Origin of the sequence: uncultured Tenacibaculum sp. (assembly GCF_947495995.1) — a bacterium.
In the GTDB taxonomy this organism is placed as follows: domain Bacteria; phylum Bacteroidota; class Bacteroidia; order Flavobacteriales; family Flavobacteriaceae; genus Polaribacter.
Genome location: NZ_CANMAX010000013.1, coordinates 25,706 through 39,912 on the forward strand (window position 1 = coordinate 25,706; position 14,207 = coordinate 39,912).

The 14,207-nt window shown below is 31.7% G+C and carries 12 protein-coding genes; 3 read left to right on the forward strand and 9 right to left on the reverse strand.

From position 1 onward, the window contains the following. Positions 1-35 precede the first annotated feature (35 nt). The 6 genes from Q1A15_RS19920 to Q1A15_RS19945 form a co-directional block, all read right to left on the reverse strand. Positions 36-1,322: an alginate export family protein gene (locus Q1A15_RS19920; RefSeq protein ID WP_299628041.1), complete on the reverse strand. Its 1,287-nt coding sequence runs from the start codon at positions 1,320-1,322 to the stop codon at positions 36-38. A 12-nt stretch (positions 1,323-1,334) separates the two neighbouring features. Next, positions 1,335-2,093, reverse strand: coding sequence for an ABC transporter ATP-binding protein (locus Q1A15_RS19925; RefSeq protein ID WP_299628121.1), 759 nt, complete (start codon positions 2,091-2,093; stop codon positions 1,335-1,337). A gap of 85 nt (positions 2,094-2,178) precedes the next feature. Further along, a complete protein-coding gene (locus Q1A15_RS19930; protein ID WP_299628043.1) occupies positions 2,179-3,021 on the reverse strand; it encodes an ABC transporter ATP-binding protein in 843 nt (280 codons plus the stop codon). A gap of 11 nt (positions 3,022-3,032) precedes the next feature. Then, positions 3,033-4,139, reverse strand: a complete 1,107-nt coding sequence (locus Q1A15_RS19935; protein WP_299628045.1) for an ABC transporter permease — start codon at positions 4,137-4,139, stop codon at positions 3,033-3,035. A gap of 27 nt (positions 4,140-4,166) precedes the next feature. After that, positions 4,167-5,546 carry a CmpA/NrtA family ABC transporter substrate-binding protein gene (locus tag Q1A15_RS19940; RefSeq protein WP_299628047.1) on the reverse strand — a complete coding sequence of 460 codons (1,380 nt, stop codon included), beginning with the start codon at positions 5,544-5,546 and terminating at the stop codon, positions 4,167-4,169. Positions 5,547-5,802: 256 nt separating this feature from the next. Continuing rightward, positions 5,803-6,534 (reverse strand): Crp/Fnr family transcriptional regulator, encoded by a 732-nt coding sequence (locus Q1A15_RS19945; protein ID WP_299628049.1) that lies wholly within the window; start codon positions 6,532-6,534, stop codon positions 5,803-5,805. Positions 6,535-6,755: 221 nt separating this feature from the next. On the opposite strand from Q1A15_RS19945, the gene Q1A15_RS19950 reads away from it, so the two are divergent. From Q1A15_RS19950 to Q1A15_RS19960, 3 genes are read left to right on the forward strand one after another with little or no spacing between them, the layout of a single operon-like run. Next, positions 6,756-7,934: a molybdopterin molybdotransferase MoeA gene (locus Q1A15_RS19950; RefSeq protein ID WP_299628051.1), complete on the forward strand. Its 1,179-nt coding sequence runs from the start codon at positions 6,756-6,758 to the stop codon at positions 7,932-7,934. A gap of 1 nt (position 7,935) precedes the next feature. Then, a complete protein-coding gene (locus Q1A15_RS19955) occupies positions 7,936-8,277 on the forward strand; it encodes a LysR family transcriptional regulator (RefSeq protein WP_299628052.1) in 342 nt (113 codons plus the stop codon). Next, complete coding sequence (locus tag Q1A15_RS19960) at positions 8,274-8,855, forward strand: molybdenum cofactor guanylyltransferase (protein WP_299628054.1); 582 nt, start codon at positions 8,274-8,276, stop codon at positions 8,853-8,855. The genes Q1A15_RS19955 and Q1A15_RS19960 overlap by 4 nt, the downstream gene beginning before the upstream one ends. Positions 8,856-8,983: 128 nt before the next feature. Here Q1A15_RS19960 and Q1A15_RS19965 read toward each other — a convergent pair whose 3' ends face one another. The 3 genes from Q1A15_RS19965 to Q1A15_RS19975 form a co-directional block, all read right to left on the reverse strand. Continuing rightward, entirely contained in the window at positions 8,984-9,145 is a 162-nt protein-coding gene (locus Q1A15_RS19965; RefSeq protein WP_299628056.1) for a hypothetical protein, read from the reverse strand. An 85-nt stretch (positions 9,146-9,230) separates the two neighbouring features. Then, entirely contained in the window at positions 9,231-10,661 is a 1,431-nt protein-coding gene (locus Q1A15_RS19970) for a rubredoxin domain-containing protein (RefSeq protein ID WP_299628057.1), read from the reverse strand. Then, positions 10,658-14,170, reverse strand: a complete 3,513-nt coding sequence (locus Q1A15_RS19975) for a nitrate reductase (RefSeq protein ID WP_299628058.1) — start codon at positions 14,168-14,170, stop codon at positions 10,658-10,660. Before Q1A15_RS19975 ends, Q1A15_RS19970 begins: the two co-directional genes overlap by 4 nt. Positions 14,171-14,207: the final 37 nt, after the last annotated feature.

Consider the following 14,207-nt stretch of genomic DNA (forward strand, 5'->3'; position numbering starts at 1 on the left):
TCTAAATAATGATTGATTTCTCTTTAATAAGTCTATTATTTTTTTGTTCCGTTTAAAAACTTAGGCTTTAAAACTAACATTGCCCAAGCCCAATTCTGTGTTCCTGCAGCTTCTGCTTCAGTAATTCCTTTCAGTTCGTACATTCCGTCGCTTTCAAACATATGAGAGTAACCTGCTACGATAGAAAAACCATTGAATTTTCTCTTGTATACTAAATCTACTTCTGTTCCTAACGATTTTTCTCCGCTTGCTAATTCTTGCTCTCCTCTAAAGTTTAATACTTTTAACATTAAACTTGCTTTTTCATCTAACTTAAAGTTTGCACTTGCATGGATATCAAATAATCCAATTGAATTTGCATGATTTCCTACATAGAAATAATCCATAAATCCGTTAAACTTGTGATTCGTTCCATACAATGGGAAAAATGCAGCTGTATCGTCTGTTCTTCCACTGATAATTTCTAAACCTGCTCCTACTCCAACTTTAGGAGAAACTTTATAGCTCACATCTAAACCTAATAAATATGCTCCGCTAACCTCAACATCACCTTGTCTTTCACCTGTTTGTAAATATGCATTTGCAGCAACTCCAAACTTATTCTTCTTATACTTTAAATGTGTACCAATAGTTTGTAAATTGTTATTTCCGCTTTCTGGTTGGAAAACTCCACCTACTGTTGCTCCTTTTTGGAAACCATTATTCATGAATAGGAAACTTCCAGAAAAATCTGTCCAAGATTTATGCAAGTGTAACATTTGCATTGTTTTGTACGTAAAAAATCCTGTAGTTGTAAATGCAGTTCCTTCTGATTGAAAACCACCTGGAGTTGTATTATCTTGATTGAATGCCAATGCTAAATCAGCAGAGAATGTTCCTTTTTTATACTTTAACAAAGCTGCATCGTGATTACGACCTTGCTGAGCCCAATCTAAACCTCCTAAAATTCTTTGATCATCGTATGATAATACTTGTCTACCTAATTTAGTAGAAAAACCTGCTCCTAATCTAATTTCTGCCCATGCTTGAAAAATAGCAAATGAATTATTTGCATCATTAGGTAAAATTTGTCTGTTTTCTCCCCAAACAAAAACATCTTGTAAACTTAAATAAAACTTATATGCATCTGTTTTATAGCCTGCGTTTAATCTAGCTCTAGTAGCTACTCCTAAACCTGGATCTGAACTTTCTCTAATTAAAGTTCCGAATCCGTTACGAAATTCAACACGTGGTCTAAACTCACCACTAAGTGTAAATTGCGCATAAGTAAATTGACAAAATGTTGTAAATAGTATACCTAATAATAATAGTTTGTTTTTCATACTTATTTAGTTTTAATGTTCTAAAAAATCGATTAAATGTTTTCTATATTTATAATAATCGTTGTGTTCTAATACTGTCTTTCTTGTTCTTGGTCTTTCGAAATCTATTTCTAAAATATCTCCAATTTTAGCTTTTGGTCCGCTTGTCATCATCACGACTCTATCAGCTAAGAAAATAGCTTCATCAACATCATGAGTAATCATTACTGCAGTAATCTTTTCTTTATTCCAGATTTCAATTAGAATATCTTGTAATTCTCCTCTAGTTAAAGAATCTAACATTCCGAAAGGTTCATCTAATAATAATACCTTAGGTTTAATAGCAAACGCTCTTGCAATACCAACACGTTGCTGCATTCCTTGAGATAATTCATTAGCTTTTTTATGAAAAGCATCTTCTAAACCTACTTTTTGTAAATAGTATTTAGCAATGTCGTTTCGTTGTTTTTTTGTTGCGTGAGGAAAAACCTGATTTACACCTAATAATACATTTTGAAGTGAAGTCATCCATGGCATTAAACTAGGAGCTTGAAAAATTACACCACGATCTGGACCTGGACCTTTAATTGGATTTCCTAACACAGAAATACTACCTCCTGTGATTTCGTTCAATCCTGCAATCATTGAAAGCATAGTTGTTTTACCACAACCAGAATGACCGATTATGGTTACAAATTCTTCTTTCATGATTTGAAGATTCAAATCCTCTAAAACAATGTAATCTCCTTTAGGGGTTGGATAAACCTTTTTAAGATTTTTTAAATCCAACATTAACTCTTTAGTTTCTATTTCGGGGGTAGTTTGAGTTATTGAATGTGTTTCTGTTTCTAATATACTCATTTTAATCTTTTTTGAATTATACTCTTACAAAACTCTTTGGAGCTAAATCTGGCAATACATAAGTATTTTGCTGTTCAGATTTTCGTTGCTCACCTAAATCCATTAAATATTCAATGATTGCGTTTCGAGTTTTTTTATACACAGGATTATCATTTAAATCTGTTTTATCTCTCGGACGCTCAATATCTATTTTAAACTCTGGACCTAAAGTTGCATTTGGTCCAGGTCGTAATGGTATAATTCGATCTGCCATATAGATCCCCTCATCAACATCATTAGTAATTAATAATGCAGTTCTCTTATCTTTTCCCCATATATTTAATATTTGATCTTGTAAATTCCCTCTAGTTAAAGCATCTAAGGCTCCTAAAGGTTCATCCATAATAATCATATCAGGTTTCATTGCTAAAGCTCTTGCTACTGCTACACGTTGACGCATTCCTCCTGATAATTCTTTGGGAAGTTTATTTATCGCTGGAGTTAATCCAACCATTTCTATATAATGCGCTGCTTTTCTTTTCCAAACCGCTTTTCCTCTTTTCGGAAAAGCTTCTTTTACAGCCATTAAAACGTTTTGTTCTACAGATAACCATGGTAATAAAGAATAATTTTGAAAAATTACTCCTCGTTCATGACTTGTTCCTTTTACTGGTTCTCCTTTAAATAAAACTTCTCCACTTGTTGGTTCTAATAATCCGTTAATCAAGTTTACTAGAGTTGTTTTACCACTACCTGTAAATCCTACTATAGCTACGAATTCTCCTTCTTCAATAGATAAGTTTATATCTGATAAAACTTCAGTAGCATGCTCGCCTTCTCCGTAAGTTTTGTATATATTTTTTAACTCTAAATATGCCATATCTTACGTTTTTAAATTCCTTCACTTTTATTGAATGAAACCATATTTTGTATCGTTAGCATGAATCGATCTAAAAGGAATCCAATAATTCCGATTACAAACATGGCTACAATGATTTTCGAATTAGAATCGTTTGCTCCGTTTTGAAATTCTTCCCATACAAAAAGACCTAAACCTGGACTTTGAGCTAATAATTCAATAGCAATTAACACCATCCAAGCTACAGATAACGTGATACGTAAACCTGTAAAAATTAACGGTAAAGATGATGGTAAAATCACTTTAAATACTTTCTGTAACGGACCTAATTTTAAAACTTTAGCTACGTTGATATAATCTTTATCTACAGTAGAAACTCCAACAGCAGTATTTACCAAAGTCGCCCACATTGCACACAAGCCAACACTTATAAATGAAATCACAAATGAATTATCTGTACTTGTACCAATTAATAATGTTTTAACAATCATAAACACTAATAGATACCACACAACTGGTGATACTGGCTTAAAAATCTGAATAAACCAATTGAAAGAATTTCTTAATTTATCACTTAATCCAATAACAATTCCGATTGGCACTGCTATAAAAAAGGCTAATAAGAATCCTGCAAAAACAGTTTTAAGACTCGTAATTACAATATCAACAAAAGAAGGTCTTCCTGTGTACACTATTGGATCTTTACCCGCTGCCACACGTTTCGCATTTACTGCTGCTGTTTTTTCTACAAAATCTTGTTTATCTTTTCTTATTACATAATGATCGTCGATTAGAGTTGTAATTGAACTCCATACTTGACTTGGTGAAGGCAAAGTGTTAGTTTGACATGTAGCATCTCCTGAAGCAAAACAAGATTTCAACGCAGCTGCTGCAGCTTCTCCTTGATCTGCTAAAGTTTTTTCTATTCTGTAATTTATTTCTCTTTGCTTTAATGCCTCAGCTCCAAGATGCCAAATCCCGATAAAAGCCACTATAGAGGCGAAAGGAATAACTACTTTCTGTACTATAGATGAAAGATTAAAAGTTGGTCGTTTAATACTTACTTTGCTTAAAAGAGTTTTAATCGCTTTCAACCATTTTGCTTCTGCTGGTTGATTCACTGTTACACTTTGCTTCATGATCTATATGTTTTTTGAATTTTTATTTTACTTATCCTTGTTTCCTATTGAGAAACTATTGATATATCCTAGAGGATCTTTAGCATCAAACTTTTTACCATCGATAAAGTCTGTAGTAGCAGGTTTGTAACCATCTGTTTGAGGAATATCTTCAGCAGGTATTTTTCCTTCTTTCACTAATAATTCAGCAGCTTTTTTCCAGATATCTGGTCTATAAATTTTCTGAATAGTTTCTGAATACCAATCAGCTGGTTTCGATTCAGGAATTTGCCCCCAACGACGCATTTGAGTTAAGAACCAAATTCCATCAGAATAGAAAGGATATGTTGCATGATATTTGTAAAATACGTTGAAATCTGGCATTTGTCTTTTATCGCCTTTTTCAAACTCAAAAGTTCCTGTCATTGAATTTGCTAATACAGATTCTGGTGCTCCTACATACTGAGGTTTCGATAATATTTTTACAGCTTCTGCTCTATTTTCTGGTTGATCTAACCATTTTCCTGCTCTTATTAAAGCTTTTGTAACGGCAGTTGCTGTATTTGGATTTTCTTCAATAAATTTCTTTGTCATTACAAATACTTTTTCTGGATTGTTCTTCCAGATATCGTAGTTTGTAGTTACTGGCACACCTATTCCTTTAAATACTGCTTGTTGATTCCAAGGCTCTCCAACACAATATCCATAGATTGTTCCTGACTCTAAAGTTGCTGGCATTTGTGGCGGTGGAGTTACAGATAATAAAACCTCTGCATCAATTTGACCTTGTACGTTTTCAGCGGTATACATTCCTGGATGAATTCCTGCTGCTGCTAACCAATAACGGATTTCGTAATTATGAGTAGACACTGGAAATACCATTCCCATTTTAAATGCTCTTCCTGATTTTTTATACTCATCGATAACAGGCTTTAACGCTTCTGCTTTTATTGGGTGAACCGGTTTTCCTCCTTCATCTTTAGGCACGTTAGGTTTCATTTTAGACCAAACATCGTTTGATACCGTAATACCATTTCCATTTAAATCCATAGAAAAAGTAGTTACTAATTCTGCTTGTCTACCAAAACCAGCTCCAGCTGCAATTGGCTGACCTGCTAACATGTGAGATCCATCTAATTGACCATCAATAACTCTATCTAAAACATTCTTCCAATTTGATTGCGCTTCAACAGAAACGAATAATCCTTCATCTTCGAAATATCCTTTTTCTTTAGCGATTGCCAAAGGAGCCATATCTGTTAATTTTATAAAACCAAAAGTTAACTGTGGCTTTTCTATTTCTAAACCACTAGTTTTTACTTCTTCTTTTACTGTCTCTTTTACTTCTTTCTTTTCTTTGCCCCCGCAAGAATTTAATAGCATAGCTACAGCTATTAGTGAAAGTGTTTTATTTAGTATAGTTTTCATTTTTTTCATTGATGATCTTTTATACGTATTAATACTTAGTTTTAAACAAATATATAAGTACTAATTCATATACCTTATGACATATACCATAGCATAATATCTTTTTAAACCATAAATAAAACTGCGAAAAAACAGGTTTTGAATTAAACCTTAGAAAATACGTAGTTTACAAGGCTTTAAAACTACGTACAAATAAAAAATACTGCTAACCAAAGTAAGCAGCATTTTCATTTTTCATAATAAAATACGTTTATAATTAACTATCTAAGAAAAAGTTATGCTGACTAATTTCAGCTTTTAAACCTTCTACATCTAGAATACTTATTTTTTTACCTCTAGCACCTATCAGTCCTTCTTTTTTTAAACTAGAAAAAGTACGTATAACTTGCTCTTCTGTAGTTCCAGCATAATCTGCATACTCTTTTCGTGTTAATAATAAGTTTAAATATCCTCCAGTGGTACCAAACTTTCTGTTTATATATAATAAAGTATCTATAACTCTTTCTCTTACTGTCATTTGAGAAATTGTTTTTACTTTACTTTCACTTCTATTTAATTCATTTGCATAAAATAACATCATATCATAAGATAACTTAGCACTACTTAATAATGCTTCTTGTAAATGTTCTTTAGAAAAATAGCAAAGTAAAATATCTTCTAACGCAACTGCTCCGATTGGATAAGACTCTTCAGTTCCAAATCCACGATGCCCAACTACTTCTCCGTCTTTTGCAAATCGTACAATTTGTTCTTTACCATTAATTCCTGTTCTAAAAACCTTCGCTGTACCTTCTAAAATGATAAATAATCCGTTTACCATGGCTCCTTCCATAATAAACTGCTGGCCTTTTTTACATCGTAAAAGTTTTTTGTTTTCTACAAACTTAGATACATTTTGATTTTTACGATTTCTATAAATTAAACAGTTTGTATTTAAACAATTATTACACGAATAATTCGAATTAGTGATGTTGTTTTTTGTACTCAAAAGCTAAAATTAAGTGTGGAAATTACGTAATAATACTTGTTCAAAATAATCTGATTTTCATTTTTCTCAAATTGTTAAAATATGGGATGTATATTTTTAAAAATTCATTTTGAAATAGCCTTTTTTATGATATTAACAGTTCTAAAAAATAACTTTTAACCTATTAAAAATTAACCATCTATTTTCATTATGTTTATAAAGATATAACGAAAATAAAAATTATGATCTCTGTTGAAGAAGCCATAGAAACCATCAAAAAGAATAGTATTTCTAATGAAATTAATATTGAAAAAAAACTAGAAAAAGCAGATGGTTATTTATTAGCAGAAGACATATATGCTCCAATTAATTTACCCCCATTTAGACAATCTGCCATGGATGGTTACGGAATACATATTCATAAAGAAAAAGAGTATACGATAATTGGCGAAATAAAGGCTGGTGACAAACATAATTATCAACTTAAAAAAGGAGAAGCCATTAAAATTCTTACCGGTGCTCCTGTTCCTGAAGATGTAGATACTGTTATAATGCAGGAAAATACAATGGTTACAAATACTACTGTAGAAATTAAAGAAACTATTATTCCGAATAAAAATATTAGACCTATTGGAGAGCAGATTAAAGTAGGTGAAATTGCGTTAAAAAAAAATACGAAGATTAATCCAGCTGTTGTTGGTTTTCTATACTCTTTAGGAATTGATACTGTAAAAGTGATTAAAAAACCTAGTATTGGGATTATTTCTACAGGGAATGAATTAATTGCGCCAGGACTTCCGCTATCATATGGCGAAATTTATGAAAGTAACTCTAAAATGTTGCTTAGTGCATTGTATAATTTGAAAATATATGATGTTACTATTTATAAAATCAAGGATAATTATGAGGATACAGTTTCTACGATAGCAAACGCTATTAAAGAACATGATATCGTTTTAATTTCCGGCGGCATTTCTGTTGGAAAATATGATTTTGTTTACAGAGCTTTACAAGATTTAGAGGTTAACGAATTGTTTTATAAAGTAAATCAGAAACCTGGTAAACCTTTGTTTTATGGTAAAAAAAATGAAACTCAAATATTTGGATTACCTGGAAATCCTGCTGCTGCTTTAATCTGCTTTTACAGCTATGTTTATATCTCTTTACAATCTTTCTTTGGAAAATCTGAAACTGAATTGAAAAGAGTTCAGGCTATAGCATTAGATTCTTACAAAGAAAAAAGAGAACGATCGGTTTTCTTAAAAGCATTTTATGAAAGTGGTAATGTACGTGTTTTAGAAAGTCAGAATTCTTCTATGTTGCAATCCTTCACTACTAGCAATGCACTTATTTATTTACCAAGTAATAGAAACGAAATTAAAATCAATGACACTGTAACAGTCATTTTACTTCCTTTTTAAAATGAATTATAAAATTAAAAGCAGAATTTGGATTGAAGTCGATAATCATGTGTTTTTAGGTGAAGGCAGAATACAACTTTTAAAAGCTGTAGATCAAGAAGGTTCATTATCAAAAGCCGCTAAATCTTTGAATTTATCTTATAAAAAAGCATGGCATTTGTTAAACTCTATGAACTCATCAGGAAAAGAACCTGTGACTACAAACACTATTGGTGGTAAAGGCGGTGGCGGCACTTTACTTACAGAATATGGGAGAAAACTAATTGATACTTTCGACACTATTAATAAAAACTGTTGGGCATTTCTGGATCAGGAATTAGAACATCTTAAAAAGTTATCATGAAAAATAGTATTACTGGAATTATTTTATCTGGAGGAAAAAGTTCTAGAATGGGAAGTGATAAAAGTGAACTAAAATTTCGTAATCAAACCTTTATAAAACACAGCATTAAAGCTCTTGAAGGAATTACATCTGATATTATTATTGTTTCAAATAATGAAAAACATGATTCTTTAGGTTATACAAGAATTAATGATGTTATAACTGATTTTGGTCCTGTTGCTGGGATTTACTCTGGTCTATTTAATTCTAAAACAACTTACAATATTGTATTAAGCTGTGATATTCCCTTAATAAATACTTCTACTTTACAACAATTGATTAATGCTATTGATGGTAAGTCTGATATTATTCAGTTTGAATATCAAAATAAAACTACTCCTTTGATCGCTTTGTACACTAAAAACTGTCTTTCAAAATTTAAACATGCTTTAGAGAATAAGGTTCATAGACTTCAATCTGTAGTAAATACTTGTAATCCTAAAAACATATTACTTTCAGAAAAAGATGCTACTCATATTCAAAATATAAATACTCAGGAAGATTTAAAAGCAATAAAAGAAACCTTTGAAGAAAACTAAAATGGGAATATTCTTTATCGAATATTCCCATTATATAGTAATTTTTATAAACTGTGTTGTATTGATAGTTCTAACTTTGAAATGTTTTCAGTTTAATTTCAATTAGAGTATACATTGTTTATTTACTATTAAAGAAAAACGCATCTATTATTGATACATCTAACTGCAAAATCTACGAAGAAACAGTCTCTTCTAGTTTGACAACCGATAGGAAAACGTAATCCTCCGTTTACTGATTTTTGCTCTTCTTTAGTAAGTGATTTCCCTAATTGATTTACTTTTTTTAACATATTCTTAGATTTTAAAGGTTAATGATACTAAAATAGCAAAAAAATCAACAAAAACAATCTTCACTCAATTGAATTTCAATTTTATTTATTTTACTAAAATTCTCTTTTTAAAACTACTCTTTGGAGCTTCACAAGTTGAGCATACATAGGTAGATGGCAAATCTTTGAACAATGTATTAGGTAAAATATTTTGTGCAATGTCTCCGTATACATCGTTGTATACTGTATCACAACATTCGCACTGGTAAATTTCTTCCTCTTCTTTAGCCTTTTTACTTGAGGATTTCGCTGAACTAGCTTCTTTTTCTGTTCCTAATTGTTCGAAATACAACTTACTCAATTCCATTAGTAAGCCAGGTAATTCGACCTTATCTACATCCTGAACATACATGATATATTCTTGTGTGTTAGGATCGAAATTTTTGGCAAACAGTAAATTGTAAGTGTCTCGAATCACAAAATCTCCAACCACTTCTGGTTGTTTGTTTTTCTCAATAACTATGGCAGTGAATCGATACGGATTGTTAATGTAATTGGTAATACCGAAGGTAAGTCCGTAAGTACTAATATCATTTTGATCGAAATTAGAAACTAAATATCGTTTTAAACTTAACGCCTCTTTATCTGCTACTGGTAAATGCCAATTTAACTCTAACATCGAATGTCGAACATTAATTCCAAATCGACCTAAAAATTTTTCCCAGTCTAATTTAGATGCTACGGGAATACCTTTTACAATAAAAGATTTCCATGGTGTAAGTGATATTTTACCAATTTTATTCTCGTTACATAAATCACACATACTTTTTAAAAAAGTTGTGTCGTATAAGTTATTTCTCCAATATAATCCCAACCAATATTTATCACCTCTTCTATTCATTCCTTCGTAATATGGAAAAGGATGAAAAGGAACTTCTAAAGGTTTATCTACAGTTCTATTATTAGTTTCAACAGCATCGTTAACCAATTCGAAAACCGTGTCTATATTTTCTGGTTCTTCTATTAAAATATCTTCAATAGCTTTTGCTACTTTATGTAAATCCCAACTATAAATTAAAGCCGGATACATTTTTGTTTTTCTCCAATTTGGTAAACGCAAATACAAATACCAATAATCTTCATTTTCTGAAGCAATAAAGTTTATGTTTCCTGTATATAATGGAACCAAACGTTGTTTCGGATCTGTAATGTTAATCCTTAATTTAGGATTGTATTTAAACTGTTCTAGAATGTACAAATATCGAGAACTAATTAACCAAGATGTATTATGAAACAAATCAGAAGAAACATATGACGACATTATATTCTGAATAGGTTCTTTACTCGGATCTACAACTTGTAAAGACGGATTTTGTTCTAGTATTTCTTGATCAATCTTCTTTGGGAAGATAATATCTTGACGAGAACCAAATGAAATTTCTTTCATTCCCATTGCCTCAGCAACTTCACAAATATTTTTTAATTCACCTGGAGAAAGTACTCCACCACTTATTAATATTCTGTTTAATTCTCTCATACTAAACTTTTGGCATTATGTAGTACTTCTCTAACTTCTGTTTTACAACTTCCGCAACCTAAACCTGCTCCTGTTTGCTTGCACAAATCTGTAAAATCTGTACAACCTGCTGCTATCGCTTCTTCTATATTTCCGATTCCAACCTGACTACAAGAACATACTAACTTCCCTATAACAGGTTTGTTATTAGATGAGCCTCTTAACAAAGTATCTCGTTTATCGGCCATTTCTATTTTACTTTCGATAAGTGTTTTAAACTCTGCAAACTCACTCTTATCTCCCATTAAAACCGCTCCGATTAAAAGATCATCTTTAACAATACATTTTTTATAGTAACGTTTATTTGTATCAGTAAATACAATTTCTTCGTAGCCTTCTTCATTCTCAGGAATTAAAACATTTCCAATAGAACACAAACTAAGGTCGTTGAATTTTAAAATATTCATTAACACAGAACCTTTGTATCGACTGCTTACATCTCCTGCTAAATAATTTGCTAAAATTGCTGCTTGTTCTTCTGCTGCTGAAGTAATTCCGAATAACTGATTATTAAACTCTGCTATTTCTCCGATAGCGAAAATATCTGGATGAGAAGATTGTAAATATTGATTTACTATAACTCCTCTACCACAAGCAATTCCGTTTTCTTTAGCAATTTCTATATTAGGCTGTGTACCTATTGCATAAACAATCGCATTGGCTGTAATTGATTTTCCACTTTTTAAATTAATATTCAAATCACCAGTATCTTCATCATCAAAAACAGTACTTACTTCGTTATCAAAATAAATCTGAATTCCACGTTCTTGAACATCCAACGCCAACAATTTACTAGAAACTAGATCTAACTGACGTTCCATTAAACGTGAAGCTCTTTGTACGATAGTAATTTTCACATTTCTATGCTTCATTGCTGCAGCCAATTCTAAACCTAATAAACCTCCACCAACAATTACAACATGTTGTTCTTCTGGAGGTAAATTTGTAGCGTCTAAATACGCTTTAAATCGATCTGCGTCATTCTTACTACGCATGGTAAATCTTCCTGGTAAATCTATTTGAACGTCTCTAGGAATAAAAGCTCTACTTCCTGTAGCAATAACAAGTTTATCGAAACTATGTTCTTTACCATTACTATCTAGAATGATCTTATTCTCTTTATCTATTTTAGAAACTGAAGTTTCTGGATATAATTTTAAATCTAATTCTTCTAACTCTAATCTTTTGATTTTAAGCAACTGTTCCCAAGACAATTCTTCAGTAACATATTCAGGAAGTAAAACTCTATTATAAAATAAATTTGATTCTTTAGAGAATACATGAATTTCATCGTAATCGTTATTCTCTCTATAATTTTGCACAAATCGGAATGCAGCTGCTCCTGCTCCAATAACCACTATTTTTTCTGCTTTCTTAACATACTTTGAGATTGAAACCTGCGTGAATTTGAAATCAGGTTCTTTAGACACCGGATCAACAATAGTATTCGTTAAATTATTCGCTCTATTTAAATCACTTTGTAATTGTTTTCCCCAATGCATTGGTAAAAAAACAACTCCTTTTTTAATATCATCTGTAACTTTTGCTCGAACTCTTACTACTCCGTTTTTACTTTTAATCTCTGTAATATCACCATCACTTATTTTACTTAAATGTGCATCAACAGGATTAATTTGTAGTACTGGCACTGCATAATGTGTTTTTAAACGAGAAACTTTTCCTGTTCTCGTCATCGTATGCCATTGATCTCGAATTCTTCCTGTAGTTAAAATATATGGAAACTCTGGATCTATATCTAAAATCGGGTTATAATTGGATGCTGGGAGATTAAACTTTGCTTTTTGAGACGCTGTATAAAACTTTTTATCTTGAAATAATCTAATTGTTCCTTGATGTCTATGTTCTGGAACTGGCCATTGAAAAGTTCCTTCGTTTTTTAATCGATCGTAATTTAAGAAGGAAACATCGATATTAGTTCCTTTAGTCATAGAAGTATATTCATCATAAATCTCACTAGTTTCATTATAATTAAAACCTCTATAGCCCATTCTTCGTGCAAAATCACAAAAGATTTCTACATCTGGTCTAGCTTCTCCTGGTGGATCAATTGCTTTTGGTAAATACGAAATTCTTCTTTCAGAATTCGTCATTGTTCCTTCTTTTTCAAGCCAACCAGCAGCTGGTAAAACTAAATCAGCATAATCAACCGTATCAGATTTATGTGAAATATCTTGAACAACTACAAATTTTGCGTTTTTCATCGCACGTTCAATTTGATGCGAATTTGGCAAACTAACCAATGGATTTGTACAAGCAATCCATACTGCTTTTAGCTTTCCACTTTCCAGCGCTTCAAACATTTCTGTAGCAGTTAATCCTGGCTTTTCTGAAATTTTATCTACACCCCAAAACTGAGCAACTTCTCTTCGATGTTCTTCATTTTGTAAATCCTTATGAACTGCCAATAAATTAGCCATTCCACCTACTTCTCTTCCACCCATCGCATTCGGCTGTCCTGTTAAAGAAAAAGGTCCCGCTCCTGGCTTACCAACTTGACCTGTGATTAATGAAAGATTTAGTAATGATACGTTTTTATCTGTACCAATAACACTTTGGTTTAATCCCATTGCCCACATGCTAATAAAGCCTTTAGACATTCCAATAATGTTAGCCGCTTTCTTTATATCCTTTTCAGCAACTCCACATAGTTTTGATGCTTGTTTTATTGAAGTTGAAAAAACCAGTTCTTTATATGCTGCAAATCCTTCAGTATATTTATTAATAAAATTCTCATCAATCATTCCTCTTTTTAATAAATACTGACCAATTGCATTGTATAGAATTACGTCTGTTCCAGGTAGTAACTGTAAATGTAAATCTGCGAAATTTGCTGAATCTGTTTTTCTTGGATCTACAACAATTATTTTCACATCTGGATTCGCTTCTTTATGCTGTTCTATTCTTCTAAACAAGATTGGATGACACCAAGCTGGATTTGCTCCTGTAATTAAAAAACAATCTGCTAATTCAATATCTTCATATGCGATTGGCACACTGTCTTCTCCAAACGTTTTTTTGTAACCAACTACGGCAGAACTCATACATAATCTAGAGTTTGTATCTATATTATTTGTTCCTAAAAAACCTTTAGTAAGTTTATTTGCAATGTAATATTCTTCGGTTAAGCTCTGGCCAGAAACATAAAAACCTACGCTATCTGGACCGTGTGTTTTTATAATGGATTTAAAAACTTTTGCTGCGCGATCTAAAGCTGTGTCCCAACTCACACGTTCTCTTGGGTGTGATCGACTCCAACGCATTTCTGGGTATAAAATTCGATCAGATTGATCATTTACAACATAATGTAAATTCATTCCCTTTGAACACAACATTCCCTTATTGACAGGATGATTTTCGTCTCCAGTAACATGAACTTTATCATTATTATCTTTCTTGACTTTAATTCCACATCCTACACCACAATAAGAACAAGTTGTTTTAAATTCCATAGTACAAATACATTACTGAACAAATCTAAGTATTTAT

What these genes read in the sequence shown, in the direction of transcription:
- Q1A15_RS19920 (WP_299628041.1), bottom strand. Translation starts at nt 1,322, where the DNA reads ATGAAAAACAAACTATTATTATTAGGTATACTATTTACAACATTTTGT.
- Q1A15_RS19925 (WP_299628121.1), bottom strand. Translation starts at nt 2,093, where the DNA reads ATGTTGGATTTAAAAAATCTTAAAAAGGTTTATCCAACCCCTAAAGGA.
- Q1A15_RS19930 (WP_299628043.1), bottom strand. Translation starts at nt 3,021, where the DNA reads ATGGCATATTTAGAGTTAAAAAATATATACAAAACTTACGGAGAAGGC.
- Q1A15_RS19935 (WP_299628045.1), bottom strand. Translation starts at nt 4,139, where the DNA reads ATGAAGCAAAGTGTAACAGTGAATCAACCAGCAGAAGCAAAATGGTTG.
- Q1A15_RS19940 (WP_299628047.1), bottom strand. Translation starts at nt 5,546, where the DNA reads ATGAAAACTATACTAAATAAAACACTTTCACTAATAGCTGTAGCTATG.
- Q1A15_RS19950 (WP_299628051.1), top strand. Translation starts at nt 6,756, where the DNA reads ATGATCTCTGTTGAAGAAGCCATAGAAACCATCAAAAAGAATAGTATT.
- Q1A15_RS19955 (WP_299628052.1), top strand. Translation starts at nt 7,936, where the DNA reads ATGAATTATAAAATTAAAAGCAGAATTTGGATTGAAGTCGATAATCAT.
- Q1A15_RS19960 (WP_299628054.1), top strand. Translation starts at nt 8,274, where the DNA reads ATGAAAAATAGTATTACTGGAATTATTTTATCTGGAGGAAAAAGTTCT.
- Q1A15_RS19965 (WP_299628056.1), bottom strand. Translation starts at nt 9,145, where the DNA reads ATGTTAAAAAAAGTAAATCAATTAGGGAAATCACTTACTAAAGAAGAG.
- Q1A15_RS19970 (WP_299628057.1), bottom strand. Translation starts at nt 10,661, where the DNA reads ATGAGAGAATTAAACAGAATATTAATAAGTGGTGGAGTACTTTCTCCA.
- Q1A15_RS19975 (WP_299628058.1), bottom strand. Translation starts at nt 14,170, where the DNA reads ATGGAATTTAAAACAACTTGTTCTTATTGTGGTGTAGGATGTGGAATT.